The following is a 26862-nucleotide window of genomic DNA, read 5'->3' as shown; positions in this document are numbered from 1 at the left end:
TGTGCCATAGCGCGCAGCAGTGCAGGGCGCGCAGGGTTTGGCGGCACAGCGCGCTCGACAAAGCGCCTTATTCCTTGTTGCCTATTCTTTACTGCGCGGCAAACTGCCGCAGCGCCTCGTAGAACAGGTCCGAGCCATCGGCGCTGTTGCCAGGCTCCAGCCGCATGCGGCTCACGGCGTTGGACTCGGGCGCCTGCAGGTGCTTTTGCGGCGCGATCGAGAAGTAATAGGGGCTGATGAAGTGCGCGCCGGCGTTGTAGTGCGCCGCCAGGGCCTGCGCGACGGCGCGGCGGTCCTTCCACTGCTGGGGGTGGAACTCGGGCACGCCATAGCCCGATGGGCCGGCCTGCAGCTGGCCGATCAGCGCCTGGGTGGGCGCCGACCAGACGCCGCCGCCGTAGAGGTTGAAGCCCGGCTTCCAGGGCAGGCCGGGCGCCACGCTGCGCTGCGTGGCAAACAAATTCGCGTTCCAGCTGGAATTGAGCTGCGGCAGGATCTGGTGTGAGAACAGCAGCTCGGGCGCAAAGCCGATCTGCACGGCCCAGTCGAACAAGGCCTGCATGTAGTGCAGCACCTGGGCCTGGCGGAACTCGTTCCAGTCGCGCGCCAGCGGGTTGTAGCCCAGCGGCAAGTCCCAGCCTGGGGCGTCGAGGTGAAAGCGCAGCGCCTGCGATTCGCGGCCCTGGTCCACGCAGCGCGGCAGCTTGTCCTGCAAACTGGTGAAGACGCGGTGCTGGTCGCGCCAGTCAAAGCGCGCGCCATCGCGCCCGAGGATGTTGACCACGCGCTCGTCCAGCAGGCATTCGCGCTGGCCGCGCACTGCGCTGACGCTGACCATGTGCCGCCCGGCGGGCAGGGCGTCAAAGGGCAGCTCCAGGCGAAAGCCGCTGGCCGGCGTGCCCACCTCGTCGAGCTGGCGATACACGTCCAGCCGGTTCAGACCCTGCTGGGCCGGGCCGACGAGCTGGCCGTCCAGGTACACGCGCAGGGCCTGGGTGTTGTGCTGCGCATCCCAGTACCAACCGTGCACGGCCAGCTGACCGTGGCTGTGGCCATCGTAGTGCTGCAGGTAGGGCGTTTGCGGGTCGTCGCGGAAGTTGCCCGCAGGCGGCTCGATCTGATCGAAGTGCGCGTAGCCGGGCGCGGCGCTGCCGGCCTGGCCCTGCTCGCCCAGATAGGCGGCGTTGAGCGCCTCGATGCTGCCGTAGCGCTGCTGCAGCCAGCGGCGAAAGGCCTGCACCGAGGCCGGGCCGTGGTCGGTGACGGCCGGGCGCTCGAACTCGCCCATGCCGTCGGCAAAGTTTTGGTAGAAATGGTGCGTCTCCCCGCCCAGGAAGATGGCGACGATTTTCTGGCGGTGCTGCGGCGCCATGGCCGCCAGCATGGCATGCACCTGCTGCAGCGCCTGGCGCTTGTAGCGGTTGACGGCCAACTCGGGGTTGGGATCGAGCGTGTAGGGCACGATGGGGTAGCTGAAATAGTCCAGCGTGCGCGGCTGGCGGTCGGCAAACAGGGCCAGGTTGGCCGCGTCCCTGGCCAGCTCGGCCGGCAGCGGCCCCAGCGTGTCGAAGTGGGTCGAGGACAGGTACAGCGCCACGGGCCGGTCGAGCTTTTCCACCAGCCGCAGCTGGCGCGCCAGCGGCGCGGGGTCGAACTGCCATTGGCCATCGGCCGCGCGCTGGAACTGGCTCAGCAGCTTGGTGGTGATGACGTAGCCGACCTGGATTTTCCCGGCTGCGCCGCCGGGCTCGATGCGCTGGAGCAACTCGCCCAGGCGCTGGGCATTGTCCAGGCCGTGGCGCGCGCAGTAGCGCTCCAGCGTGTCGTTGTCCACCACCTCGGGCGCGCTCTCGCCCTCGGCGCAGTAGGCCAGGCCCTCGACCGTGAGCAGCAAATACATGGGCTGCGTGCGCGGCGCGCGCAGCAGCTCGCGCACGGGCTGCTGCAACTGGGGCAGGGCCTGCGGCGCGGCCTCGGGCCAGTGCCGGGGCATGCCTTGCAGGCCCCAAAGCAGGCTGAGCGCAGACAGGGTCAGAGCGGCGGGAAGGACAGCGGAAAGGGCAGCGCGCATGGTTGAAGGGGCAGGCAAAAGGGCAGGCGAAAGGGCAGACAAAAGGGCGTGGTCTTGGGGCAGGGCGGCAACTGGGCGATGGCCGGTGGCGCGGCAGTCCAGGGCGCTGGCGGCGCGCTTTCTCTCAGCGCGCGCTGCTCTGCAGCGTGTAGGCCGCGTGCACATCCTGCGCCAGCAGGCGCGCCAGCACTGGCAGGGCCTGTTGCAATTGCGGCTGCAGCGTATAGGGCGGGTTGACGACCAGCACCCCGCTGCAAACCATGCCCGGGCGCTGGGCCTGCTGGCCGGGCAGGCGCAGGCCGCTGCCCTGGCCGCTGCGCACCGCCAGCGTGGCATGCAGCCAGGGCTTGCCGGCCTGCTGGGCCAGGCTCTTGAGCTTGCGCGGCAGGGCGTGCGCCTCGGGGCGCGGGATGACGGGATACCAGACGATGTAGCAGCCGGTGGCGAATTTGCGCAGCGCCTGGCCCAGCCATTGCGCGGCCTGGGCGTAGTCGCTTTTCATCTCATAGCTGGGGTCGCACAGCAGCAGCGCGCGCCGCGAAGGCGGCGGCAGCAGGCGCAGGCTGCCTTGCCAGCCGTCCTCGTGCCAGACGTGGCAGCGCGCCGCGTGTGGGCCTTGCTGCAGATTGCCCTGCAGCGCGCGCATGTCGGCCGGTTGCAGCTCGAACACGTGCAGCTGATCCTGCGCGCGCATGTGCTGCTGCAGCAGCGCGGGTGAGCCCGGGTACACCAGGCGCTGGCCGCCAGCGCCCGCTGCGGTGGCAGCGGCGGCTGCGCCGTTGTGCGCCAGCACCGCCTGCACGTAGCGCCGCAGCGCCTCGGGCCAGTCGGCGCCGCCTTCGCCAGCCTCGCCATGCTGGTAGGCCCAGAGCAGTTTTTGGATGCCGTGCTGGCTTTCGCCGCTGGTCTGGGCAAAATCCCCATCGAGCCGGTACAGCCCGTTGCCGGCGTGGGTGTCCAGCAAGGCCAGCGCCGTGTCTTTCTGCAGAAGGTGGTCGAGCGCGGCAAGCAGCACGGTGTGCTTGAGCACATCGGCATGGTTGCCGGCGTGGAAGGCGTGGCGGTAGCTGAACATGGGCGGCGATTATGGCAAAGAGCGGCCCGCTCCAAGAGCAGGCAGGCCGTTTGGGAAGGGTTCGGGAAGGGCAAGACGATGAGATGGACGAAATGGCCATGGAGATGGCCGCGGCAAGGCCTGCTGTGGCTGGCCCTGCTGGCGGCCCAGGCAGGGCAGGGCCTGCAGGCGCAGCCCGCGCCGCTGGCCAGCGGGGCGGCGCTGCAGCAAGGCAACGACGCCAACCGGCACTGGCAGGGCGCGCCACGCGCCAGCGCGGAGCGCAAACGGCAGCTGCGCCAGCAAAGGGCCAATCAACAACCACAGCGCCAAGCCGGCAGCGCCAGGCGCAGCGGCCGACACAAAAACCAGCAGGCCTGCGACATGGCCCGGCGCAGCCTGCGCATCCAGCAAGACAGCGCCAGGCCCGACAAGGACAGGCTCCAGCGGCTGCGCCAAGAGGTGCGGCGCTATTGCTAGAGCGGTTTCGATTCTCATGAAGGCATTTCCTGCAAGCGCCGCTGGTTCTCGTCACACCCGCACAAGGCGGGTGTCCAGTCGCGGTGCTGACAGGAGCGGCGCTGGCAGGGGCGGCGCTGCCGTTGGCCAATCCCCCTCTCGCGCGCAAGGAGGCGCTGGATGCCCACCTTCGCGGGCATGACGAGAGCTGCCTGCGAGATGGCGGTGCCAGCCAGCGCCCTGGTCTTGGGTTTGTCAACGTTTGAGCAGAACACGCCCCAAAGCCGCAGATGCAAGGCGAAAACGCTTGCAAGGCCTGTGAACACCTTGCAAGCGTTTCCAACGCGGCAGTTGCGCAGTTTTGAGCGAAAGCGCCGCCGCAATACCCAATCCCAACAAGCCTTCAAGGCCGCTGCGGCGATTCAAGGCCCAAACAGCTGCGGCGCGATGGCGGCCGTGGCCTCGGGGCCGGTGAGCTCGGCGTGCAAAAAAGGCACTTGCAACGTGCGCAGCTGCGCGGCGTAGGGGGCCCAGAGCTGGGCCTGCAGGTGCGGCTTGTGCTGGTGGTCGCGCCCGGCGCGCACGTGGGTGAGCAGGCCCTCGTAGCGGCGGTGCTGGTGCTGGCGGATCAGGCGGTTGGTGTCGGTGACCACGCGCACCACGCCGGCCAGCGCGGCATCGGGCAAGTGGCCCAGGGCGGTGTCGCCCTGGCGCAAAAAGGCAATCACCTTGTCCTGGGTGTCCAGCTCGGGGTGGCCTTCGGGGTCGTGGCCGGCCACGGCCAGCAGGGCGCGCAGGGCCTGGATGGGGCTGGGCTCGGGCTCGGCGCGCCAGGCGTCGGCCGGGTAGGCGTCCAGCAGCGCCAGCAGGCCGACGCTGCCGCCGCTGGCCTGCACGTGCGCGGCCATGGCCTGGGCGATGATGCCGCCCACCGACCAGCCCAGCAGGTGCAGCGGCCCTTGGGGCTGGATCTGGCGCGCGCGCTGCACGTACTGCGCGGCCAGCGCGTCGATGCTGTGCGGCAGCGGTTGATCGGGCGCCAGCGCGGGCGATTGCAGCGCGTAGACGGCGCGCGGCAGGGCCTGGGGCGGCATGCCTGGCGTGCGCTGCGGGTGCGCCAGGGCGCGCGCCAGGTGCCGGTAGCCCCAACCGATGCCGCCAGCGGGGTGGATGACGAACAGCGGCGCGGCGTCGCCGCTCAGGCTGCCGCTGGGCTGGGCCTGCCGGGGCGCCGGGGCAGTGACAGTGGCAGTGGCGGTGGTTTCGGCCGTCTCGGCGGCGCTGGGCGTGGCCAGGGCGATCAGCGGCGCCAGGCCGTCGTCGAAGGAGACGCGCTCGTCATCGATCAGCGCCGCCAGACCCTGCACGCTGGGCTGGGCGAAGACGCCGCCCAGCCCCGGGTTGCGCTGCCAGTGCTGTTGCACGGCCAGCAGCAGCTGCACGGCGCTCAGAGAGTCGCCGCCCAGACTGAAGAAGTCGCTGTCGGCGCCGATGTGCGCCAGCGGCTGCTGCAGGATGTCGGCAAAGAGCTGGGCCAGCTGACGCTGCGTGGCCGTTTGCAGCGGCTGCGGCGCTGCGCCCTGGCCAGGGCGGCCAAAGTCCGGCGCGGGCAGGGCGCGGCGGTCGAGCTTGCCGTTGGCCGTGACGGGCCAGTGCTGAAGCGCCACGGCCGCGGCGGGCACCATGTAGTCGGGCAGCTGGCTGGCCACGCTGCGCAGCAGCGCGGCGCTGTTCAGTGGGCTGTGCCCGGCCTTGGGCTGTACATAGGCCACGAGTTTTTTCTCGCCGCGCTCGTCCGTGTGCACGATGACGCTGGCGCGCTCGAGCATGCCGCTGCGCAGCAGGGCCGCGTCGATCTCGCCCAGCTCGATGCGCAGGCCGCGCAGCTTGATTTGCTGGTCGCTGCGGCCCAGGTATTCGAGCGCGCCGTCGGCGCGCCAGCGCGCCAGATCGCCGCTTTTGTAGATGCGCTGGCCAGGGCGGTGCGGGTCGGGCACAAAGGCCGCGCGCGTGAGGTCCTCGCGCCCCAGATAGCCGCGCGCCAGTTGCACGCCGCCCAGGTACAGATCACCGGCCACGCCCGGCGGCAGCGGGCGCAGCTGGGCGTCGAGCACGTACAGCCAGGTGTTCCAGACCGGGCGGCCAATGGGCACGGGCTGGGTGTGGTCGCCCGGCCCGGCGTCCCAGTGGCTCACGTCCACGGCGGCCTCGGTGGGGCCGTAGAGGTTGTGCAGCTGGCTGTGCAGCGTGGCGTGCAGGCGCTGGCGCAGCGCGGCGGGCAGCTCCTCGCCGCTGGTGAAGATGCGCCGCATCTGGATGCCGCGCGCTTGCGGCTCGGCCAGAAAGGCCGCCAGCATGGAGGGCACGAAGTGGCAGGTGCCGATGCGCTGCTGGCGGATGATGCGCGCCAGCCAGGCCGGGTCGCGGTGCGCCTCGGGCGGGGCGATGACCAGCGTGCCGCCGCACAGCAGCGGCAGGAAGAACTCCCAGACGGAGACGTCGAAGGTCGCCGGGGTTTTTTGCAGGATGCGGTCGCTGGCGTCGAAGCCGTAGTGCTGGCGCATCCATTCCAGCCGGTTGACGATGGCCTGGTGCTCGATCATCACGCCCTTGGGCTCGCCGGTGGAGCCGGAGGTGTAGATCACGTAGGCCAGGTGCTGGGGCTGGGGCGCGGGCAGTGGCTGGGCTGCATCGGGCGCGGCCGGCGCAGTGGGCCAGGCCGCTGGCGGCAGGCAAGGCAGCCCGGCGGGCAGCCGCGCGGCATCGGCCTGTTGCGCCAAGGCGCAGATGGGACGGGCCAATTGCACGATGCGCGCCAGCCGCTCGCTGGGGTGTTGCAAATCCAGCGGCAGATACGCGCCGCCGGCGCGCAGCACGGCCACCAGGGCGATGAGCAGCTCCAGCGAGCGCGGCAGCGCCACGGCCACCAGGGCGTCGGGCCCCACGCCCTGGGCAACCAGCGCCTGGGCCAGGGCGCTGGTGCGCGCATCCAACTCGGCGTAGCTCAGGCTTTGGCCTTCGTACTCCAAGGCCGTGGCCTGGGGGCTGCGCTGCATTTGCGCTTCGATCAACGCAGCCAGCGTGGTCTGTGGCACCGGGTGCGCGGTGGCGTTGAAGTCGAACAGGCAGCGCTGGGCCTCGGCCTGGCTGGCCAGGCGCAGCTCGCCCAGGGTATTGGCCAGCCACGCCTGAGCGATGAACTCGGGCAGGCGCAGCAAGTGGGCCTGCAATTGTTCTGGCGTGTAGAGATTGGGGTTGGCCTCCAGCTCCAGCTCCAGCGCCTGGCGGGCGTCGCCGCGAAAGCCGATGGTCAGATCGTCGATGGGGCCGGTGCCCAGGATTTCCAGCTCCGTCTGCAGGCCTGGCAGGCGCACGGGCTGGTAAAAGGGTTGGACGTTGATCAGCGCGCCATACAGGCGGCGCTGCCCGCCCAGCAGGCCCAGGTCGCGGCGCAGCTGCTCGCTGCGGTAGCGGCCATGGCGGCGCGCCTGCAGTTGCGCGCGGGCCATGGTCTGCAGCCAGGGGGCCATGGCCTGCTCGTCGCTGGCGGCCACGGGCAGGGGCAGCACATTCATCACCATGGCAGGCACGCGGGCGCTGGCGCTGCCCAGCCGTCCCATGAAGGGGATGCCCACCACGGTTTGCGCAGCGGCGGCCATGCGCTGGCAGTACAGCGCCGCCAATGCCGTGAGCACATCGGGCCAGGGGATGGCCTGCTGCTGGGCAAAGGCCAGCAGGGCCTCGCGCCAGGCCTGCGGCAGTGCGATGCTCAGGCGCAGGCAGTGGTGCGCGGCCTGGGCCTTGGCGTGCGGCTGGGCCGAGAGGCTGGCCACCTCGATCGCGGGCGTGAACAGCTCGCGCCAATAGGTCGCATCGGCCTGGCAGGGCGCGCTGCCCAGGTAGGACAGGGCCTCGTCGATGACGGGCTGCAGCGGCCCCAGCGGGCGCTGCGAGGAGGCACCCGCTGTCGCATCCGCATCCGGCAGGGCCCGCCGGGCCTCCAGAGCGGCGCTGTACAGCGCAGTGACGCGGCCTTCCCACAGCGCCATGCCGTAGCCATCGCACAACAAATGGTGGGCGCGCTGGTACCAACAATAGCGTTCGGGGCCGAGTACGAACAGGCATTGGCGCGCCAGTCGATCGCGCGTGGGATCGAGCGGGCGGGCCATGTCGGCCTGCATGGCCTCTTGTGCGACCTGCTTGGTCTGCTCTGCGTGCTCTGCGCACTGGCTGGAGTCTGGCTGGGCGCTCAGAGTCTGTTCAAAGTCTCGGCGCGAGTGGGCAGCAAGCGGTTTGGGATGGGATGCAAGGCGCAAAGCGCCGCCAATGGCGCGTGCTATTGGCAAGTTTTGCAACGCCGCAGACCGCCCCAATCCGCTTGAGTGCTCGCCGCGCAGGGACTTTGAACAGGTTCTCAGGTCGATGATTTCCAGCTCGGGCGCGTGCGCCGCATCCAGCCACTGCTGCACGCCCTGGCCGTCTGCGCGCAGGCCAAAGCGCAGGCACAGCGCCTGGGCCTCGCGCGCGGCCTGGTTGGCCGCCTCTGCAAAGGCCGCCACGTCCAGCGGGCCTTGCAGCCACAGTGCATGGCCGGTGTTGAAGCTGGGGTTGCCAGGGTCGAGCTGCTGGGCATACCACAGCCCGGTTTGGGCGGGCGTCAGCGGCCAGGGGCCACTGGATGCAATCTCGGCTTGCGCCGCATCGGAAGGCGTCGGGGCGGACATGGCGCGGGGGCTTCAGCGGCCCATTTGCGCCAGGCGCTGCTGCACCACCTGCCACCAGCCGCGCAGCGTGGTGTGCTCGGCGATCTCGGAGAAATCCAGGCCGATGCCGGTTTCGTTCCAGGCCAGCAGCAGATTGAGCACGCGCATGGAGTCCAACCCCCAGTCGATCAGGTTGTCGTCCAGCGCGATGGCGTCCGGGCTTTCGTGCAGCATGCGGGCGATGTCGGCGCGCATGCGCTCCAGAGTGAGCAGTTCTTGGGGCATGGGGAAAGGTAACAGGGCCTTTGCAGCGATCGCCAGGCCGAAAACAGGGACAATCCGCGATTGTGCCAGAGCCTGGGGAATGAAAATCGTTCTTGAAGCCTGCCCTGGCACAGGCGCATGCCCCCGCCCTTGCCCCGCGCAGCGCGGCATCCACAGGCTTTGCACGACACACACGATCTATGAAACTCACCATCCTCGTAGGCACGGTCAGCGACACGGCCTGGTACGTGGCCCAAGCCGTGGAGCAGGCCCTGCGCAGCACGGCCGCCCCTGGCCATGCGCTGGAGATCGAGCTGCTGCTGGCCGACGCGCAATGCACGGGCGAGCTGCTGGAGCAAATCAGCGCCCAAGGGCTGCTGCTGGTGTGTACCTCCACCCACGGCAGTGGCGAGGTGCCGGAGAACCTGCAGCCGCTGTACGCCGATCTGGACATGCGGCCGCGCTACCTGGGGGCGCTGCGCTATGGCGTGATTGCGCTGGGCGACCAGTTCTACGGCGAGACCTTTGCCGCCGGTGGGCGTCTGTTCGACGCGCGTCTGCAGGATTTGGGCGCGCAGCGCATCGGCCAGCTACTGGTGCTCGACGCCAGCGATCCGGCCGACCCCGAGGAGCAGGCCGCCGCCTGGGCGCCGGGCTGGCTGCAGCAGGCCCGCGCAACCCTGGGGGATGGCTTGGCTTGAGGAGCTGGGCACAAATCCGCAGAGGCACACGGCGCTGCGCCCCGGGCAGTTATTTCTTAACATCCCCGCATGGAGACCATCAAAAAAATCGCCATCCTTGCCGATGCGGCCAAGTACGACGCTTCGTGCGCATCCAGCGGGGCAGGCAAGCGCAATTCGGCCAAAAGCGGCGGCATCGGCAGCACCGAGGGCATGGGCATCTGCCACAGTTACACCCCGGACGGGCGCTGCGTCTCGCTGCTCAAGCTGCTGCTGACCAATTTCTGCATCTACGACTGCGCCTACTGCGTCAACCGCGTCTCCAGCAATGTGCCCAGGGCGCGCTTTGCCATTGATGAGCTGGTGAAGCTGACGCTGGATTTCTACAAGCGCAACTACATCGAAGGGCTGTTTCTCTCCAGCGGCATCATCCGCTCAGGTGACTACACCATGGAGCAGATGATTGAAGTTGCGCGGCGGCTGCGCCTGCAGCATCGCTTTGCCGGCTACATCCATCTGAAGACCATCCCCGGATGCTCCGATGCGCTGCTGGCCGAGGCCGGGCGCTACGCCGACCGGCTCAGCGTCAACATTGAGCTGCCCACCGAGGCCGGGCTGGCCGAGCTGGCGCCGGAGAAAACCCATGCCGGCATCCACGAGGCCATGGGGGCGGTGAAGTGGCGCATTGATGAGGCGCGCCAGGCGCGCTCGCCCAAGGCGCGGGCCATGGCCGGCCGGCCGGCCGGGGTGCGCGCGCCGCGTTTTGCGCCGGGCGGGCAGAGCACGCAGATGATCGTGGGCGCCGATGCGGCCAACGACGCGCAGATCCTGCGCACCAGCGCGCGGCTGTATGGCGATTACCAGTTGCGCCGGGTGTATTACTCGGCCTTCAGCCCGATCCCGGATGCCTCGCGCCGCCTGCCAGCCAAGGCCCCGCCCTTGCTGCGCGAGCACCGCCTGTACCAGGCCGATTGGCTGCTGCGCTTTTACCAGTACGAGGTCGACGAAATTGCCGATGCCCGCAGCGATGGCATGCTCGATCTGGACATCGACCCCAAGCTGGCCTGGGCGCTGCGCCATCCCGAGCGCTTTCCGGTCGATCTGAACCGCGCGCCCAAGGAGATGCTGCTGCGCGTGCCCGGCCTGGGCGTGCGCAATGTGCAACGCATCATCGCCAGCCGCCGCAGCGGCGCCTTGCGGCTGGCCGACATCGCCCGGCTGCGCGCGCCGATGAAGAAAATGCTGCCCTTCATCCTGCTGCCCGACCACCATCCGCGGCGGCAGTTGGACGATCCTGCGGCGCTGCGGCAGTGGCTCACGCCCAAGCCCCGGCAGGGGGAGTTGTTCGCATGAGCCATGACATGGGCCATGGCATAGGGCATGGCATGGGCCACTGGCAGGCGCGGGTGGCGCCGCCATGGTCGCTTGATGCCTGGCGCGCCCAGGCCCGCCAGGCCTGGTGCGCGGCCATCGCGCCCGAGGCGCTGGATTGGCTGGCCGGCGATGAAGCCAGCCTGATCGCCGCCCCGGCGGTGGAGCAAGCCCCCGCGCAGCGGCCTGCGCCCCATGTGCCCAAGGGCTTTTTGGCACTGGCCATGCAGGTGCTGTGCCACCGCGAGCCGCAGCGCTTTGCGCTGCTGTACCGGCTGCTGTGGCGGCTGGCCTCGGGCGAGCGTGGCTTGCTCGGCAGAGTGACGGACCCGGACGTGCATCGCGCCCTGCGGCTGGCGCAGGCGGTGCGCCGCGATGTGCACAAGATGAAGGCCTTTGTGCGCTTTCGCGAGCTGCCCGGGCAGGCCGATGCCTTTGTGGCCTGGTTCGAGCCCGAGCACTGGATCGTCGATCGGGTGGCGCCATTCTTTGCCCGGCGCTTTGCCGGCATGCGCTGGTGCCTGCTGACCCCGTACCGCAGCGCCGCCTGGGATGGCGCGCAGCTGCAATACGGCCCCGGCGCGCAGCGCGCGGCCGCGCCCGGCGAGGATCCGGGCGAGGCGCTGTGGCAGACCTATTACGCGCACATCTTCAACCCCGCGCGCCTGAACCCGCGCATGATGCGCCAGGAGATGCCGCAGAAATACTGGCATTTGCTGCCCGAGGCGCAGCTCTTGCCCCAGCTGATTGGCCAGGCTGGCGCGCGGGTGCAGGCCATGACCGAGCGCCAGTGGCAGCCGCCCAAGCGCCGCATTGGCAAACCGCCAGCGTGATGGATGCCCGGCACGCGTCGCAGCGCCGCGCCCAGTGCATCTGCAGCCTCGGGCGCTTGAACGCTGCAAGGCGGGCTATTCGATCACCAGGTCGTGCAGGCCGAAGCGGCCGCCCTGGCGGTCGGCGAAGAAGCGCTGCAGGGTCAGGCGCGTGGTGTGAAAGGCCAGCTCATCCCAGGGGATTTCGTCCTCGGCGAACAGCTGCGCGCACTGGGTTTCCGGGCCGGGGGCGACTTCGGGCCCGTGCATGGCGGCCTGGTAGAACAGGTGTACCTGGCCCACGCGTGGCACGCTGATGATGGAAAACAGTGGGCCCAGCGCGACTTCAATACCCGCTTCCTCGCGGGTTTCGCGCGCCGCGCCCTGGGCGGTGGTTTCGTCCAGCTCCATGAAGCCGGCCGGCAGCGTCCACTTGCCACGGCGCGGCTCGATATTGCGCAGGCACAGCAACACCTTGCCCTGCCAGACGGGGATGGTGCCGACCACGTTCAGCGGATTCAGGTAGTGGATGGTGTGGCACGCCGGGCAGACGGCGCGCACCCGGGTGTCGCCATCGTCGGGCACGCGGTGCTCTACAGGCTGGCCGCAGGCGCGGCAGAAGCGGATCAGGTGGCGCGGTGTCGTCATGGCGGTATTTAAAGCACCATCACGCGCAGCTCGGGCAGGCCGGCGATGCGCGCCTGCATCTGCTGGCCAGGCAGCACGGGGCCGACGCCGGCGGGCGTGCCGGTGAAGATCAGGTCGCCCGGTTGCAGCTCCCAGGCCTTGGAGAGGGTGGCGATGACTTCGGCCACGCTCCAGATCATCTCGGTGGTGTTGCCGCTCTGGCGCGGCTGGCCGTCCACGTCCAGTTCGATGCTGGCCTGCTCGATGGCGCCGACCTGGGCCTTGGGCACGATGGGGCCGATGGGCGCGCTGTGCTCGAAGCCCTTGGCGATGGACCAGGCGCGGCCGGCTTTTTTCTGCTGCGCCTGCAGGTCGCGGCGCGTCATGTCCAGGCCCACGGCGTAGCCCCAGACGTGCTCCAGCGCCTGGGCCACGGGGATGTCGCGCCCGCCTCGGTGCAGGGCGGCGACCAGCTCGACCTCGTGGTGCAGGTCTTCGGTCAGGCTGGGGTAGGGCATTTGGCCCACCAGGCCGCCTTCGGCCACGCTGAGGATGGCATCGGCGGGCTTGAGGAAGAAGAACGGCGGCTTGCGGCCGCTGGCGCCCATTTCCTGGGCGTGCTTGGCGTAGTTCTGGCCCACGCAGTAGATGCGGTGCACGGGAAAGCGCTCGGCCTGGCCGAGGATGGCCACGCTGGGGGTGGCCGGGGCGGGGAAGAGAAAGCTCATGGTGGCTTTGGGGCAGGGCAGGGACGAAAGGCTCAAAGCAGCCGGGGCGTGCAGGCCTTGGCCTGGGCCAGGGCTTGCTGCACGGCCGGGCGGGCGCTCATGCGCGCGTAGTGGGCGGCGACTTTGGGAAATTCCTCGATGGCCACGTCGTCGCTGGGCAGCCAGCCGGTGACGGTGTAAAGGTAGGCATCGGCCACGCTGTAGTCCTGCCCCAGCGCCCAGTCGCTGCCCTCTGGCAGGTAGTGCGCCTCGATGTAGGCAAAGGCCTCGCGCATGTTCTGCGGCACCTTGGCGCGCATGCTGTCGTGGGCGGCGGCATCGTCGCTCCAGCGCGCGCCGCGTCGGCCGTGGGCGTGGGCCACATGCACGGTGCTGGCCAGGTAGCTGTTGAACTCCTGCAGCCGGGCAAAGGCGAAGGCGTCGCCCAGCGGCGCCAGACGCGCGGCAGGAAAGCGCTGCGCGATGTAGGCCAGCAGCGCCGGGGTTTCGGTCAGCAGGCCTTGCTCGGTTTGCAGCGCGGGCACGCGGCCTTTGGGGTTGAGGGCCAGATAGGCAGCGCTGCGCTGGGCTTGCTGGGTGAAGTCCAGTTGCACCAGCTCAAAGGGTGCGCCCGCCTCGAGCAAGGCGATGTGCGTGGCCTGAGCGCAGGTGCCAGGGGCGGAGTACAGGGTCAGGGTGCTCATGGGGGCTCCAGCAAGAATGGGGGCGGCAAGGCCGTGGGCGCGCGTTATTTTTGCGCGTTATTTTTCCGTATCCACCAGGCCTTTGACGAACCAGCGCTGCATCAGCACCACCACCAGCGCAGGCGGCAGCATAGCCAGAATGGCGGTGGCCATGACCACGTTCCACTGGTTGCCCGAATCGCCGCCAGCGATCATGCGCTTGATGCCAATGACCACGGGGTACATGTCTTCGGAGGTGGTCACCAGCAGGGGCCAGAGGTATTGGTTCCAACCGTAGATGAACTGGATCACGAACAGCGCGGCAATGCTGGTCTTTGACAGAGGCAGCAGCACGTCCTTGAAAAAGCGCATCGGCCCGGCGCCATCGACGCGCGCGGCCTCGACCAGCTCATCGGGCACGGTCAGGAAGAACTGGCGGAACAGGAAGGTGGCCGTGGCCGAGGCAATCAGCGGGATGGTCAGGCCGGCGTAGCTGTTGAGCATGCCCAGGTCGGAGATGACCTGGTAAGTCGGGCCAATGCGCACTTCCACCGGCAGCATCAGCGTGACGAAGATCAGCCAGAAGAACAGCCCCTTGAGCGGGAAGCGGAAATACACGATGGCAAAGGCCGAGAGCAGCGAGATGGCGATCTTGCCCACGGCGATGACCATGGCGGTGACGAAGCTGATCCACATCATGCGCGCTACCGGCGCGGTCGAGCCAGCGCCCTCGCCGCCGCCGAGCAGGGCGGTTTTGTAGGTTTCCCAGAAATTGCCGCCGGGCAGCAGCGGCATGGGCGCCTGCACGATGTCTTGCGCCGTGTGGGTCGAGGCGACGAAGGCCAGATACAGCGGAAAGCCCACCACGGCAATGCCCAGCAGCATCACTGCATGGGCCAGGATGGTCAGCATCGGGCGGCGTTCAACGATGGTCAACATATCAGTACTGCACTTTTTTCTCGACGTAGCGGAACTGGATCACGGTCAGCGCGATGACGATGACCATCAGCACCACCGATTGCGCAGCCGAGCTGCCCATGTCCAGCGCCTTGAAGCCGTCGTAATAGACCTTGTAGACCAGGATGGCGGTTTCGCGCCCGGGGCCGCCCTCTGTGGTGGCATCGACGATGGCGAAGGTGTCGAAGAAGGCATAGACCACGTTCATCACCAGCAGGAAGAAGGTGGTGGGCGAGAGCAGCGGGAACTGCACGGACAGAAAACGCTTGAGCGGGCCGGCGCCGTCGATGGCGGCCGCTTCGAGCAGCGATTTGGGGATGGCCTGCAGCCCGGCCAGGAAGAACAGGAAGTTGTAGGAGATTTGCTTCCAGACTGCGGCCATGACGATCAGCGCCATGGCGTGGTTGGCATTGAGCAGGTGGTTCCAGCGCATGCCGGCCTGCTCCAGCAGGTAGGCCACCACCCCCAGGCTGGGCGAGAACATGAACAGCCACAGCACGCCGGCCACGGCCGGCGCGACGGCGTAGGGCAGCAACAGCGCTGTTTTGTAAACCAGTGCGCCTTTGATGATGCGGTCGGCAAAAACGGCCAGCAGCAGCGACAGGCCGATGCCAGTGACGGCCACCAGCACAGAAAACACCGCCGTGATGCGGAACGAGGCCAGGTAGTTCGAATCATTGAACAGGCGGCGGAAGTTCTCCAGCCCAACCCATTCGCGTGAGAAGCCAAAGGCGTCCTCCATCTGGAAGGACTGCACCAGCGCCTGCCCGGCAGGCCAGAAGAAAAAGATCAGAATCACCGCCATCTGCGGCGCCAGCAGGACCCAGGGCAACCAGGTCGAGCGGAACAAAACCCGTTTTTCCATGCGAAGCGATCAAACGTTCAAAAAAACCCGCGCTGCTCATGGCGCGGGTATGGGGCAAAAGGCGCCTGGCCGCAGCGGGCAAGGCGTGTAGGCAATGCAGTCGATCAGGCGCTGGCGTCCTCCTCAGGCCAATCGCGGATGTAGGCCTTGAGCAGCTTGTTCTCCAGGTTCTGGCTGTCGACCACGGTCTTGGCCACGTCGTAGAGGCTGATCACGCCCATCAGCATGCGGTTGTCGATCACCGGCATATAGCGCGCATGGCGGTCAAGCATCATGCGCCGCACTTCGTCCAGTGAAGTCTGTTGCGTGCAGCTCATGGGCGACTCGTCCATGTGCGCGCGCACCGTCACCTTGTCCAGCGCGCCACGGTGTTGCACCATGGCCAGGATGACCTCCCGGAAGGTCAGAATGCCGACCACCTCGCCGTGCTCGACCACTACCAGGGAGCCGATGTCGCGCTCGGCCATGGTCTCGACGGCCACGCTCAAGGCTTCATCGGCGCGCACGGTGTACAGGGTATTGCCTTTGACTCTGAGAATATCGCTGACTTTCATGCGCGGGGTCTCCTGGGTTTTGTCGTGCTGGGCGCTGCGGCCTGCCAAGCTGCGGCATGGGCGACAACAAGCGCCCGGCCTGCGCCAATCAGGCGTGGAATATAGCCCACAATAGCGCCCTCGCAGCCCAAGGGCCGCCCTTGGCGGGCGCTTCTGGTGCGCTGCCCGCAACCCTTCCTTTGAGCAGGTTCTTAACCAATAACAGGAGACCAACCCCATGGCAGGCTACAGCGATCCCGGCTTTGACACCCTGGCATTGCACGCAGGCGCCGCGCCCGATGCGAGCACTGGCGCGCGCGCCGTGCCTCTGCACCTGAGCACCTCGTTCGTCTTTGAATCCTCCGAGCACGCCGCCTCGCTGTTCAACATGGAGCGCGCCGGCCACGTCTATTCGCGCATCAGCAACCCCACCACGGCAGTGCTGGAGCAGCGCATGGCCGCGCTCGAAGGCGGCGCGGGCGCCATCGCCACGGCCAGCGGCCAGGCCGCGCTGCACCTGGCCATTGCCACGCTGATGGGTGCGGGCGGGCACATCGTGGCCAGCAGCGCCATCTACGGCGGCTCGCAAAACCTGCTGAATTACACGCTGCGCCGTTTTGGCATTGAAACCACCTTCGTGCATCCGGGCGATCTGGACGCCTGGCGCGCCGCCATCCGCCCCAACACCCGGCTGCTGTTTGGCGAAACCGTGGGCAACCCCGGCCTGGACGTATTGGACGTGCCCGCCGTGGCCGAGATCGCCCGCGCCGCGCGCCTGCCGCTGCTGGTGGATTCGACCTTCACCACGCCGTATCTGATGCAGCCGCTGGCGCTGGGGGCCGATCTGGTTTACCACTCGGCCACCAAATTCCTCTGCGGCCACGGCACCGTGGTGGGCGGCGTGATCGTCGATGGCGGCGCTTTCGATTGGGATGGCAGCGGCCTGTTCCCTGAGCTGACCCAGCCCTACGAGGGCTTTCACGGCATGGTCTTCAGCGAGGAGGCCACCGCCGGCGCCTTCTTGCTGCGCGCGCGCCGCGAGGGCCTGCGCGACTTTGGCGCGGCGCTGAGCCCACACAGCGCCTGGACGATTTTGCAAGGCATCGAAACCCTGTCGCTGCGCATGCAGCGCCACATCGCCAACACGGAAAAAGTGGTTCAGTTCCTGGCCAGCCACCCCATGGTCGAGCGCGTGGGCCACCCGCTGCTGGAGAGCCACCCCAGCCATGCGCTGGCGCAAAAGCTGCTGCCCCGTGGCGTGGCCTCGGTGTTCAGCTTCGATCTCAAAGGCAGCCGCGCCCAGGGCAAGGCGTTCGTCGATGCGCTCAAAATCTTCAGCCACCTGGCCAACGTGGGCGATTGCCGCTCGCTGGTCATCCACCCGGCCAGCACCACCCACTTCCGCATGGACGATGCCGCCCTGGCCGGCGCGGGCATCACCCAGGGCACCATCCGCCTGTCCATCGGGCTGGAGGAGGCCGATGACCTGATCGACGACCTCAAGCGCGCCCTGAAAGCGGCGGAGAAAGCCGCTGCATAAGAAAAACCAGGACAAGGAGCGATACAAATGCAGATCTCCCTCAATGGCCATCCGCTCTATGCCTACACCGGCGGCACGACCCACAAGCCGGGCCAGCCTTGGCTGATCCTGATCCACGGCGTGCTCAATGACCACAGCGTCTGGGCGCTGCAAAGTCGCTGGTTTGCACACCACGGCTGGAACGTGCTGGCCATCGACCTGCCCGGCCATGGCCGCAGCGCCGCCAGCGAGGCGCCCGCCAGCGTACAGCAAGCCGCCGACGCCATCGCCGCCCTGGTGCAAACGCTGGACGATGCGCCACTGGCGCTGGCTGGGCACAGTTTTGGCTCGCTGATCGCGCTGCAGGCTGCGGCCCAGCTGGGCGCGCGGGTGAGCAAACTGCTGCTGCTGGGCACGGCCGCGCCCATGCGCGTCTCGCCCGCGCTGCTGGAGCTGTCGCAGAACGCGCCGGAGAAAGCCATGCACCTGGTCAACGTGTTCTCGCGCAGCACGCTGGCGCCGCCGCCCTCGGCGCTGGGGCCGGGCACCTGGCCCTACGGCATGGGCATGGCGCTGGGCCGACGCGTGCTGCGCAGCAACCCGCGTGAGAACATCTTCCACAAAGGCTTCGTGGCCTGCGACAGCTATGAAGGCGGGCCTGAGGCCATGGCCCAGGTCAAGGCCCAGGTGCTGATCCTCAGCGGCAGCCAGGACCAGATGACCCCGGCGCGCGCGGCCAAGCCCTTGGTGCAGGCCGCGCAGCAAGCGGGCGTGGCGCTGCAAACGGCCAGCATCGACGTGGGCCACAACCTGATGACCGAAGCGCCAGAGGCCACGCTGCAGGCCATGCGCAGCTTTCTGCAAGCGCCCTGAACCGGCCGTTGGTGCGCGCTTTCGGGCGCGCAGGCGATAGGAGGCGATAGGGATAGGGCCTTCGCGGCCCTTTATCCATCAACCCGCTGCCAGCGCCCAGCGATGAGCACTTCATGGGGCATAAAGCGCGCCTTGTAGGCCATCTTGGGGCAGGCGGCAATCCAATATCCCAGGTACAGATAGGGCAGGCCCAGCTGGCGCGCCCACTGGATTTGCCAGAGGATGGCCCAGGTGCCCAGGCCCTTGGCGCTGGCCGCGTCGTAGAAGGTGTAAACGGCGGAGATGCCGTGCCCGAGCAGATCGACCACGCTGACCATGCGCAGTTGCGGCGGCTCTTGCCCGGACGGATCAATGCTGGAGAACTCCAGCAAGCGCGTGTGTACGTGGCTGCGCAGCAGGAACTGCTCATAGTCCGCTGGGCTGTCGTGTTCCATCTGGCCGTCGCCGTGGCGCTGTTGCAGATAGCGCTGGTAGAGCGCGAAGTGCTCGGGCTGCAGCAGCGGCGGAATGACGCGCACCGACAGCTGGCGGTGCTGCTGCCAGGTGCGGCGCTGGCTGCGATTGGGGCGGAACTGCGCCACGGGGATGCGCAGCGTCTGGCAGGCCTGGCAATGGTCGCAATGCGGGCGGTAGGTGAACATGCCGCTGCGGCGAAAGCCCTGGGCGATCAACTGGTCGTACACCGGCGCGCCGACCAACTCCCCCGGACTGACGACCTGCGAGCGCGCCATCTGCCCAGGCAGATAGCTGCACGGGTAGGGTGCCGTGGCGTACAGCTGCAGGGCAGGGCGGCGCTGGTTCATCTGGCCCCTATTGAAGAAGATCGCGCTGGGGCCACTGCGGCAGCTGCGCCCAGAGCGCATCGCTGAACTGCCAGCACGGCGCGGGCTGCTGCACCAGGGGTGCGAGCTGCTCAAGAAACTGCGCGCGGCGCATCTCGCGCGCGCCCAGCGAGGCCAGATGGGCAGTGTTTTGCTGGCAGTCGATCATCGGCAGGCCGTGCGCGCGGCACATGGCCACCAGCGCGGCCAGGGCGATTTTCGAGGCATCGCTGCGCAGCGCGAACATGGATTCGCCAAACACCGCCTGACCGATGTTGACGAAGTACAGGCCGCCGGCGAGCTCGCCGTCCAGCCAGGTCTCCACGCTGTGCACCAGCCCGGCCTGGTGCAGCCGCTCATAGGCCTGCTGCATCTGCGGCACGATCCAGGTGCCGCTCTGGCCGGGCCGCGCCACATTGGCGCAGCAGCGCAGCACCGTGCCAAAGGCGCTGTCCACACGCACCTGTAGGCGCTGCGCGCGCAGCAGCCGGGCAATGCTTTTGCGCAGCGAGGTGTGCAGCCGAAAGTCCTGCACCTGCAGCACCATGCGCGGATCGGGCGACCACCACAGGATGGGCGGCGCGGAAAACCACGGGAAGATGCCCTGACGGTAGGCGGCCTGCAGCGTCTGGGGCTGCAAATCCCCGCCCACGGCCAGCGGGCCCAGCTCCTCACTGACCGAGCCATAGGCGGGGAAGGGATCGCCCGGCTGCAAAAATGCAAAGGCTTGGCGCGTGTGTTCTGTCATTGGCATCCTTCACGGCACGGTGCAGGGACTGTTGAGACTCAGTGTTCCTGCGGTGTTTTCGGTCAAAAACTGTGCAGTCGCTGCATTGAAAACGCTTGCCAGGTGTTCTTGCTTTGCGCGCGTTTTCGCCTTGCATATGAGGTTTGTCTCGAAAAGCCGCTTCGCAAAATCAAATCTCAACAACCCCTAGTGCTTCCAGAGTAATTTTTTATTAACCATCTATGCTGCCATTCGCAATGACAATCGTGTAGATGCCAACAGGGAGTCTCAATTTTCCTAGTCTGCGCAAGGCTTCTTCTTCATGATCTGGTTTGATAGTGATTTTCACTCGATTCAATTCGACCATGATTCCAACACTAAGAGCTGCTGCTTGATGGTAGTCGGCAGGCATTAGGGCTTGCGTGATTCTTTGCTGTGCTTCTTGCAGCTCTTTACAGCTGAATTTGACTTCTACGAAGACAATGCCTTCTTCATTTTTAAGACCGATATTTTTGCGCAGCGATTGCTTGATGGCAATGATCGGATAAGGATTTCCGTTTTCATCTTGACCGACCCATGCGCCACCATAAGCATCAGGATTTTGATTTTCTATATGCGCCTTCATCGCAAGCAATATTTGGCTTGCAATAGCTTCTTTTTTGAGTTTTTCAGGCGTGATGCCAATACGGGCCAGGCCTTCATCCATCGTGGCATATTCATTGCCATCGGGCTGTGCCCATGCAACGCATGCCATCAAGGCCGCTGACATGGAAAGAATTGCCGTTTTCATACGGGGTGCCTGCACTTTATGAATAAGCCAGGTCGCGCAGCAGCAGCGACAGCTGTGGCACGTAGGTGATGATGGCCAGGCAGGCCAGCACCACGCCCACCAGCGGCAGCAGCGGGCGCACGATCTGCTCCAGCGAGACGCGGGCGATGGCGCAGGCGGCAAACAGGTTCACGCCCATGGGCGGCGTGACCATGCCCAGCGCCAGGTTGACGATCATGATGATGCCGAAATGCACCGGATCGACGCCGAACTGCACCGCCACAGGCAGCAGCAGCGGAGCGAGCACGACGATGGAGGCCGAGGTCTCGATGAACATGCCAATCACGAACAGCGCCAGGTTGATGCCCAGCAGGAACAGGTATTTGCTCTCGAACAGGCCGCCCAGCCACCGGCCCAGCATATCGGGCACGCCGGCGCGGTTGAGCAAAAAGCTGAATACGCCGGCGTTGGCGATGATGAACATGATCACGGCCGTGCCGGTGACGGCGCGATGAAACACCGGCCCCAGCGCGCGCAGGCCGATGCTGCGGTAGACGAACAAGCTGAGCACCAGCGCATAGACCACGGCCACGACCGAGGCCTCCGTAGGGGTGAATACGCCGCCGTAGATGCCGCCGAGGATGATGGTGGGCATCAGCAGCGCCAGCCAGGCGCGGCGCAACGCGGCCCAGACGGGCATGCTGCCCTGGCCGTCGTTGCGGCCCAGGCCGGTGCGGCGGGCGTAGAACCAGGCGTAGGCAATCAGCGCCGCGCCCAGCAGCAGGCCGGGCAGGATGCCGGCGATGAAAACCTCGCCGGTGGAGGTTTCGGTGGAGACGGCGTACAGAATCATCGGCACCGAGGGAGGGATGATCACGCCCAGCTCCGCTGAGGTGGCCTGCAGCGAGGCGGCGAATGGCGCCGGATAGCCATGGCGCACCAGCGCAGGAATCAGGATGCTGCCCACGGCAAAGGTGGTGGCGACGCTGGAGCCAGCCACGGCGGCAAAGATCATGCAGGTCAGCACGCAGGTGATGGCCATGCCGCCTTGCACGCGGCCCACCAGGCTTTTGGCGAAGTCCACCAGCCGCTGCGAGATGCCGCCGGCCTCCATCAGATTGCCCGCCAGGATGAAGAACGGGATGGCCATCAGCGGGAATTTGTCCAGCGCGGCAAAGATTTGCTGCGGCATGACCAGCCAATTGACCCCGGCGTAAGCAATGCCGGTGATGCTGGACAACCCAATGGCCACTGCCACGGGCAGGGACAGGGCAAAGAAAATCAGCATCGTGACGATCATCAACTGCGACATGGCGCGCTTTCGGGATTGGAGGCTTGGGGATATAGGGGATGCTTTGGAGGCGCTCAGAGCGGGGCGGGCTCGGCAGGCGTTGGGCTGGCCTGCGGCGCCATCAGCCAGTGCAGCAGCACCGCCAGGGCCGAGAGCGCTGCGCCCACCGGGATGGCCAGATACACCCAGGAGATGGAAATCTCCAGCCCGGCCAGGCTCTGAAAACGCACGCGGTAGGTGATTTGCGCGCCGATCCAGGCCAGAAACAGCAAAAAGCCCACGCAGGTGGCGCCGATGAAGTGCTCCAGCCAGCGGCGCGCCGGGCCGCGCAGGCGGCTGTGCAGGAATTGCACGGCAATGGCCGTGCCGCTGCGAAAGGCCAGCGCCGTGCCCAGCATCACCACCCAGATGATGGCCGCGCGCGTGAGCACCTCGCTCCAGTCCAGCGGCGAATGCAGCACAAAGCGCGCCACGACCTGGAAAAATCCCATGGCCACGGCCAGCCAGAGCAGCAGCTGGGCCAGAAAAGAAACAAGACCGAATAGCGCGCGGTCAATGGCTTGAAGGGCAGGCATGGCAGCAGGGGATGCGGGCATTGCGCAAGGCAAACAGGGGTAGGGGGCAGACGATGGGTTTGGCTGGGCACGCGCCCCAGCCTGCGTGCGGCAGCGGCGGGCCATGGCGCGGGCAGCGGTGGCCCGCGCCATGGCATCACGCACTATCACGCAAGCAATGGAGCGCTGCCGACAGGAGCAAGATTACTTGGTGTCGCGGATGCGCTGCAGCAGATCGGCGCCAAAGCGCTTGTTGTAGTCCTTGTAGGCCGGCTCCACGGCTTTCTCGAAGGCGCTGCGGTCCACCTCGGTGATTTGCATGCCCTCGTCCTTGAGCTGCTGCACGCCCGACTTCTCAATGTTGGAGACGAAATCGCGCATCGCCTGGCCGGCGTTTTCCGCCGCTTTCTTGAACAAGGCCTTGTCCGCATCGGAGAGCTTTTCATACACCGAGGGCGAGACGATGATCACCGCCGGCGCATAGACGTGGCCCGTCAGCGAGAGGTGCTTTTGCACCTGCGAGAGCTTGGCCGAGGTGATGACCGACAGCGGATTTTCCTGCCCGTCAATGGTGCCCTGCTGCAACGCGGTGGAAACCTCCGGCCAGGCCATGGGCGTGGGCAGGATGCCGATGGCGCGGAACGCGGCAATGTGCAGTTGATTTTCGGTGGTGCGGATCTTCAGGCCCTTGGCATCGGCCGGCGAGGCCACGGCGCGCACGTTGTTGGTCAGGTGGCGAAAGCCTTGCTCGCCCCAGGCCAGGGCCACCAGGCCGCGCTTGTTGAACTCGGCCAGCATCTCCTGGCCAATCGGGCCATCGAGCACCTTGCGCGCGTGCTCCAGATCGCGCAGCAAGAAGGGCACGTCAAACACCGCTGCGGCGGGTACGAAGTTCATGGTTGCGCCGGTGGAGAGCACGGCCATGTCGATGGTGCCCAGCTGCAGGCCCTCGATGACCTCGCGCTCGCCGCCCAGCGCGCTGTTGGCGAACTGCTGGATCTTGTACTTGCCGCTGCTGCCTTCCTCCAGGGTCTTGGCAAATGCATTGCCTGCTGCGCCGTAGTGCGATTGCTGCGAGAGCGCATAGGCCATCTTGTAGGTGGTCTGCGCCAGCGCGGCGCTGGGCAGCACGCTGGCTGCAGCGGCGGCCGTGCCGATCAGCGCCGGGGCCAGCCAGCGCAGCAAGGGGCGAAGTGTGGTGTGCATGATGGATCTCCAGAAAAACACCAGGGGGGAACAAAGCGCAAAGGAAGGCCTGCACGAATCACAGCGCCGTGTGCATCGTATGCACCGAGTGCACCTTGGGGTTCGTGCAGACCTCCCAAAAAGCCGCGACTTTACTGCCGATTCATGCCCCCAACAACGAAGCAAGCAGTGTTACCAAATGCCATGCGGCCCCACAGGGCAGAAGCGCTTGGATACAGCCGCAACGCCACGCTTGCGCCGCCGCGCCGCCGGGGCCGTTAGGCTGCGCCCATTCCGCCGGGCCGTGCGGCAAAGTCTGTCTGCGCAGCCCTTTTCCGCAGAGTGATTCGGGGCTCAGGCCTTGAATCGATGGGCAGAGTCATCTGCATCAGGAGGCAGTCATGCAACCCAAGGAAAAAGCCATCCAAGTCATCGCCGTCACCAGCCTGGCCTTTGGCCTGTCGGCCTGCGCGACCTGGGACAACATGAGCTCGCGCGAACGCAGCGCCGTGGGCGGCGCAGCCATCGGCGGCGTGGCCGGCGCGGCCATCAGCAATGGCGGCGTGCTGGGCACCGTAGGCGGCGCAGCCATTGGCGGCGTGGTCGGCGACCAGCTCGGCCGCGACCGCCAGCGCCGCCGGCGCTGAGCGGGCCCGCCACAGCCTGCCAGAAGCCGAAAAGCCGGTGCGCGCAGTGGCCGCACACCGTCATTGCCTATTGCTTTATTGCTTGTTTTTTTCAACAGCCCCGGCTGAACAGGGCGCAGCGCACGTCTGGCCGGATCGGCCTTGCCGCTGGCGGCCTACGCCCCTGCCGGCATGCGCCCGGTGCGCAGCGCATGGGCCCAATCTGGGCGGGCATTGCGTTCGGCCTGGCGGGCGGCGGCTTCGTGGTCGTAAGGCACGGCATGCAGCGTCACGGCCCAGGCGCTGCCCGATGCGGCAGGCAGGCGCTCTGCCACGGCGTAGCGGGCATGGGGCGAGCCGTTTTCGACCACATGCGGCTCGGGCCGGTCATCGTCATAGGCGGGCAGGCCCACGCTGCCGGGGTTGACGAGGGTCTGGCCGTGGGCTGTTTGCAGAACGCCGGGCAAATGGGTGTGGCCGCAGGCCACAAGGCGCGCGCGTTCGCCGCCCAGCCGTTCGTCGATCTCTTGCGCTGTGGCCAGGCGCATGCGGCCCGCCACCATGCTGTGCAAGAAATAATGCCGATCGCTGCCAGGCGTGCCGTGGCAGAGCAAGACATCGGGCGCGGGGCGCAAGGTGGCGGGCAGCTGGCGCAGCCAGTCGAACACGGCCGGGCTGAGCTGTGCGTGCGCGTATGCGTCCGATGCGCCCATGCGCTCAGGCGGCAGGCTGAGCAGTTGCCGCTCGTGATTACCCGCCAGCGTGGGCCAGCCTTGCTGCATGAGGCATTGCGCCGTCTCCAGCGGCCACAGGGGGCCGGAGAGGCTGTCGCCCAGATTCACCACCTGCGCGATGCCTTGCGCGCGCAAGCACGTCAGCACGGCTTGCAGCGCCGGCAAATTGCCGTGAATGTCGGAAAGCAGGGCGAACTTCATCGCAGGGCCATGCAGCAGCCGCGCTCAATCGGCTTTGATCGTCTGGCGCAGCTGGCGCTTGAGCAGCTTGCCGCTGGGGTTCTTGGGCAGGCTGTCGGCAAAAACCACGCGCTTGGGCGTTTTGAAGTGCGCCATGTGGGCGTTGCAGAAGTCGATGACCTGCTGCTCGCTCAGCTCGGCGCCATCCTTGCGCACCACCACGGCGGTGACGGCCTCCACCCATTTCGGGTCGGGCAGGCCGATCACGGCCACTTCGCTGACTTCGGGCATGCGGTAGATCATTTCCTCCACCTCGCGGCTGGCCACGTTTTCGCCGCCGGTCTTGATCATGTCCTTCTTGCGGTCGACGACGCTGATGTAGCCCTCCTCATCAATGGTGGCCAGATCGCCCGAGTGGAACCAGCCGCCCTCGAACGCGGCGGCGGTGCGCTCCTCGTCCTTGAAGTAGCCCAGCATCAGGTGCGGCGAGCGGTGCACGATCTCGCCCACTTCGCCCACGGCCACGTCCTGCATGTCGTCATCGACCACGCGGGTTTCCACGTTCAGCACCGGGCGGCCGCAGGAGCCGGGTTTGCGCAGCTGGTCATCGGGGCCGAGGATGGTGGCCAGCGGCGCGATCTCGGTCTGGCCGTACAGGTTCCACAGCCGCACATCGGGCAGGCGGCGCGCCATTTCCTTCATCACCTCCACCGGCATGATGGAAGCGCCGTAATAGCCCTTGGCCAGCTTGGACAGGTCGGTTTGGTCAAACAGCGGCGAGCGCAGCAGCGCAATCCACACCGTGGGCGGGGCGAAGAAGCTGGTGATGCCGTGGCGCGCCATCATGGGCAGCAGGTTGTCGGGCGTGGGCTTGGCGGTGATGAGGTTGGTGCAGCCCATGTAGATGGCCGGGCCGAGGAACACGTCCAGCTGCGCGCAGTGGTACAGCGGCAGCGCATGCAGCAGCACGTCATCCTCGGCAATGGCGGCATTGACCACGCAGCTGACGTACTGCCACAGCACGGCGTCGTGTGTGAGCATGGCGCCCTTGGGCAGGCTCTCCGTGCCGCTGGTGTAGACGATTTGCAGCAGCCCGTCGCTGCTGGGGCCGGCACCCTCGGGCAGGGGCGCGGTGCAGGCGGCCAGCTCGTCCAGCGTGGTCATGCCGGCCACAGGCTCGCCCGGGTCTTCGGCGGGCAGCCAGAGGAAGTGCGCCACCTGGGTATCGAGCTTGGCCGCCGCCTGGGCCAGGCTGGCCAGGCCGCTGTCGGTGGCCAGCCAGCGCGCCTGGGCATGGCGCAGGATGTAGGCCACCTCATCGGCGGTGAGCATGAAGTTGATGGGCACCAGCACCGCGCCCAGGCGCGCCAGCGCAAAGCGCAGCGCGGCAAAGCCGTGCGAGTTGCGCGCCAGCACGGCCACCTTGTCACCCGCGGCCACGCCGCGCTGCGCCAGGCCCGCGGCCACGCGCGTGACCAGCGCGTCGAACTCGGCATAGCTCCAGCGCACCTCGCCGCAGATCACGGCGGTTTTCTCGGGCAGGCGCTGTGCGGTGCGGCGCAGCACATCGGCCACGCTTTGACGGCGCACGATGGGGGACAGGGTGCTCATGAATGGAATCTCCTTTGCTGTTGGGAATGCTGACGAAGGCCCGGCCATGAGGCGCATGGCGCCGCGCACCGGGCCCTGCGATTATGGCCACAGGCCCCGGCCCGCGCGGCCCGAAAGCCGAAAAAACACTGCCGCCCGCTGCCAACGGGGCAGGGGGCGGCAGGGGGGCCGAGCGAGGGATGTGCG

The 26862-nt window shown here is 67.3% G+C and carries 25 protein-coding genes; 7 read left to right on the top strand and 18 right to left on the bottom strand.

Annotated features, from left to right (window positions below; genetic code table 11):
• Positions 1-88: 88 nt before the first annotated feature.
• Both CK625_RS02785 and CK625_RS02780 read right to left on the bottom strand, forming a co-directional pair.
• Positions 89-1993, bottom strand: a complete 1905-nt coding sequence (locus tag CK625_RS02785) for a beta-galactosidase (protein WP_172425067.1) — start codon at positions 1991-1993, stop codon at positions 89-91.
• A 202-nt stretch (positions 1994-2195) separates the two neighbouring features.
• A complete protein-coding gene (locus CK625_RS02780; protein WP_095538709.1) occupies positions 2196-3146 on the bottom strand; it encodes a 23S rRNA (adenine(2030)-N(6))-methyltransferase RlmJ in 951 nt (316 codons plus the stop codon).
• Between the two features lie 78 nt (positions 3147-3224).
• Between CK625_RS02780 and CK625_RS02775 the strand changes: the two genes are divergently transcribed.
• Positions 3225-3605 (top strand): hypothetical protein, encoded by a 381-nt coding sequence (locus CK625_RS02775; RefSeq protein WP_095538708.1) that lies wholly within the window; start codon positions 3225-3227, stop codon positions 3603-3605.
• A gap of 401 nt (positions 3606-4006) precedes the next feature.
• Here CK625_RS02775 and CK625_RS02765 read toward each other — a convergent pair whose 3' ends face one another.
• Positions 4007-8308 (bottom strand): non-ribosomal peptide synthetase, encoded by a 4302-nt coding sequence (locus CK625_RS02765; RefSeq protein WP_095538706.1) that lies wholly within the window; start codon positions 8306-8308, stop codon positions 4007-4009.
• Positions 8309-8320: 12 nt separating this feature from the next.
• The gene (locus CK625_RS02760) at positions 8321-8572 is read right to left on the bottom strand and encodes a phosphopantetheine-binding protein (RefSeq protein WP_095538705.1); all 252 of its coding nucleotides are present in this window, start codon (positions 8570-8572) and stop codon (positions 8321-8323) included.
• A 179-nt stretch (positions 8573-8751) separates the two neighbouring features.
• On the opposite strand from CK625_RS02760, the gene CK625_RS02755 reads away from it, so the two are divergent.
• The 3 genes from CK625_RS02755 (at position 8752) to CK625_RS02745 (ending at position 11435) form a co-directional block, all read left to right on the top strand.
• Entirely contained in the window at positions 8752-9252 is a 501-nt protein-coding gene (locus tag CK625_RS02755) for a flavodoxin domain-containing protein (protein ID WP_095538704.1), read from the top strand.
• A gap of 69 nt (positions 9253-9321) precedes the next feature.
• Positions 9322-10584, top strand: coding sequence for a putative DNA modification/repair radical SAM protein (locus CK625_RS02750; protein WP_095538703.1), 1263 nt, complete (start codon positions 9322-9324; stop codon positions 10582-10584).
• A complete protein-coding gene (locus tag CK625_RS02745) occupies positions 10581-11435 on the top strand; it encodes a TIGR03915 family putative DNA repair protein (protein WP_238945464.1) in 855 nt (284 codons plus the stop codon). Before CK625_RS02750 ends, CK625_RS02745 begins: the two co-directional genes overlap by 4 nt.
• Before the next feature lie 75 nt (positions 11436-11510).
• Here CK625_RS02745 and CK625_RS02740 read toward each other — a convergent pair whose 3' ends face one another.
• From CK625_RS02740 to CK625_RS02715, 6 genes are all read right to left on the bottom strand, one after another.
• Positions 11511-12062, bottom strand: coding sequence for an NUDIX hydrolase (locus CK625_RS02740; protein WP_095538701.1), 552 nt, complete (start codon positions 12060-12062; stop codon positions 11511-11513).
• An 8-nt stretch (positions 12063-12070) separates the two neighbouring features.
• Positions 12071-12769 (bottom strand): fumarylacetoacetate hydrolase family protein, encoded by a 699-nt coding sequence (locus CK625_RS02735; RefSeq protein ID WP_095538700.1) that lies wholly within the window; start codon positions 12767-12769, stop codon positions 12071-12073.
• A gap of 32 nt (positions 12770-12801) precedes the next feature.
• On the bottom strand, positions 12802-13452 hold the full coding sequence (locus CK625_RS02730) for a glutathione S-transferase family protein (protein ID WP_095538699.1): 651 nt from the start codon (positions 13450-13452) through the stop codon (positions 12802-12804).
• Positions 13453-13509: 57 nt separating this feature from the next.
• Complete coding sequence (gene ugpE / locus CK625_RS02725; RefSeq protein WP_095539048.1) at positions 13510-14361, bottom strand: sn-glycerol-3-phosphate ABC transporter permease UgpE; 852 nt, start codon at positions 14359-14361, stop codon at positions 13510-13512.
• Positions 14362-14371: 10 nt separating this feature from the next.
• The gene (gene ugpA, locus CK625_RS02720) at positions 14372-15253 is read right to left on the bottom strand and encodes a sn-glycerol-3-phosphate ABC transporter permease UgpA (RefSeq protein WP_095538698.1); all 882 of its coding nucleotides are present in this window, start codon (positions 15251-15253) and stop codon (positions 14372-14374) included.
• Positions 15254-15357: 104 nt separating this feature from the next.
• Positions 15358-15807 (bottom strand): CBS domain-containing protein, encoded by a 450-nt coding sequence (locus CK625_RS02715; protein WP_095539047.1) that lies wholly within the window; start codon positions 15805-15807, stop codon positions 15358-15360.
• 217 nt (positions 15808-16024) lie between these two features.
• Between CK625_RS02715 and CK625_RS02710 the strand changes: the two genes are divergently transcribed.
• Positions 16025-17326 carry an O-acetylhomoserine aminocarboxypropyltransferase gene (locus tag CK625_RS02710; protein ID WP_095538697.1) on the top strand — a complete coding sequence of 434 codons (1302 nt, stop codon included), beginning with the start codon at positions 16025-16027 and terminating at the stop codon, positions 17324-17326.
• Between the two features lie 27 nt (positions 17327-17353).
• Positions 17354-18178, top strand: coding sequence for an alpha/beta fold hydrolase (locus CK625_RS02705; protein WP_095538696.1), 825 nt, complete (start codon positions 17354-17356; stop codon positions 18176-18178).
• Positions 18179-18249: 71 nt separating this feature from the next.
• Here the strand turns inward: CK625_RS02705 and CK625_RS02700 are convergent, their stop codons facing one another.
• From CK625_RS02700 to CK625_RS02675, 6 genes are all read right to left on the bottom strand, one after another.
• Positions 18250-18981 carry an arginyltransferase gene (locus CK625_RS02700; RefSeq protein ID WP_095538695.1) on the bottom strand — a complete coding sequence of 244 codons (732 nt, stop codon included), beginning with the start codon at positions 18979-18981 and terminating at the stop codon, positions 18250-18252.
• A gap of 7 nt (positions 18982-18988) precedes the next feature.
• Positions 18989-19753 (bottom strand): leucyl/phenylalanyl-tRNA--protein transferase, encoded by a 765-nt coding sequence (gene aat, locus CK625_RS02695; RefSeq protein WP_429001286.1) that lies wholly within the window; start codon positions 19751-19753, stop codon positions 18989-18991.
• Between the two features lie 205 nt (positions 19754-19958).
• The gene (locus tag CK625_RS13545; protein WP_143326151.1) at positions 19959-20516 is read right to left on the bottom strand and encodes a hypothetical protein; all 558 of its coding nucleotides are present in this window, start codon (positions 20514-20516) and stop codon (positions 19959-19961) included.
• A 16-nt stretch (positions 20517-20532) separates the two neighbouring features.
• Entirely contained in the window at positions 20533-21807 is a 1275-nt protein-coding gene (locus CK625_RS02685) for a TRAP transporter large permease (protein ID WP_095538692.1), read from the bottom strand.
• 53 nt (positions 21808-21860) lie between these two features.
• On the bottom strand, positions 21861-22361 hold the full coding sequence (locus CK625_RS02680) for a TRAP transporter small permease (RefSeq protein ID WP_095538691.1): 501 nt from the start codon (positions 22359-22361) through the stop codon (positions 21861-21863).
• 183 nt (positions 22362-22544) lie between these two features.
• Positions 22545-23546 (bottom strand): TRAP transporter substrate-binding protein, encoded by a 1002-nt coding sequence (locus tag CK625_RS02675; RefSeq protein WP_095538690.1) that lies wholly within the window; start codon positions 23544-23546, stop codon positions 22545-22547.
• 380 nt (positions 23547-23926) lie between these two features.
• Between CK625_RS02675 and CK625_RS02670 the strand changes: the two genes are divergently transcribed.
• Positions 23927-24172: a glycine zipper 2TM domain-containing protein gene (locus CK625_RS02670; RefSeq protein WP_095538689.1), complete on the top strand. Its 246-nt coding sequence runs from the start codon at positions 23927-23929 to the stop codon at positions 24170-24172.
• A gap of 155 nt (positions 24173-24327) precedes the next feature.
• Here CK625_RS02670 and CK625_RS02665 read toward each other — a convergent pair whose 3' ends face one another.
• Both CK625_RS02665 and CK625_RS02660 read right to left on the bottom strand, forming a co-directional pair.
• Positions 24328-25086 carry a metallophosphoesterase family protein gene (locus CK625_RS02665; protein ID WP_095538688.1) on the bottom strand — a complete coding sequence of 253 codons (759 nt, stop codon included), beginning with the start codon at positions 25084-25086 and terminating at the stop codon, positions 24328-24330.
• Between the two features lie 24 nt (positions 25087-25110).
• Complete coding sequence (locus CK625_RS02660) at positions 25111-26676, bottom strand: acyl-CoA synthetase (protein WP_238945463.1); 1566 nt, start codon at positions 26674-26676, stop codon at positions 25111-25113.
• Positions 26677-26862 lie beyond the last annotated feature (186 nt).

Origin of the sequence: Vandammella animalimorsus, assembly GCF_002285265.1 — a bacterium.
Lineage (GTDB): Bacteria > Pseudomonadota > Gammaproteobacteria > Burkholderiales > Burkholderiaceae_C > Lampropedia.
Note: the sequence above shows the minus strand (reverse complement) of the source record. Positions and strands in the feature narration are given on the sequence as shown.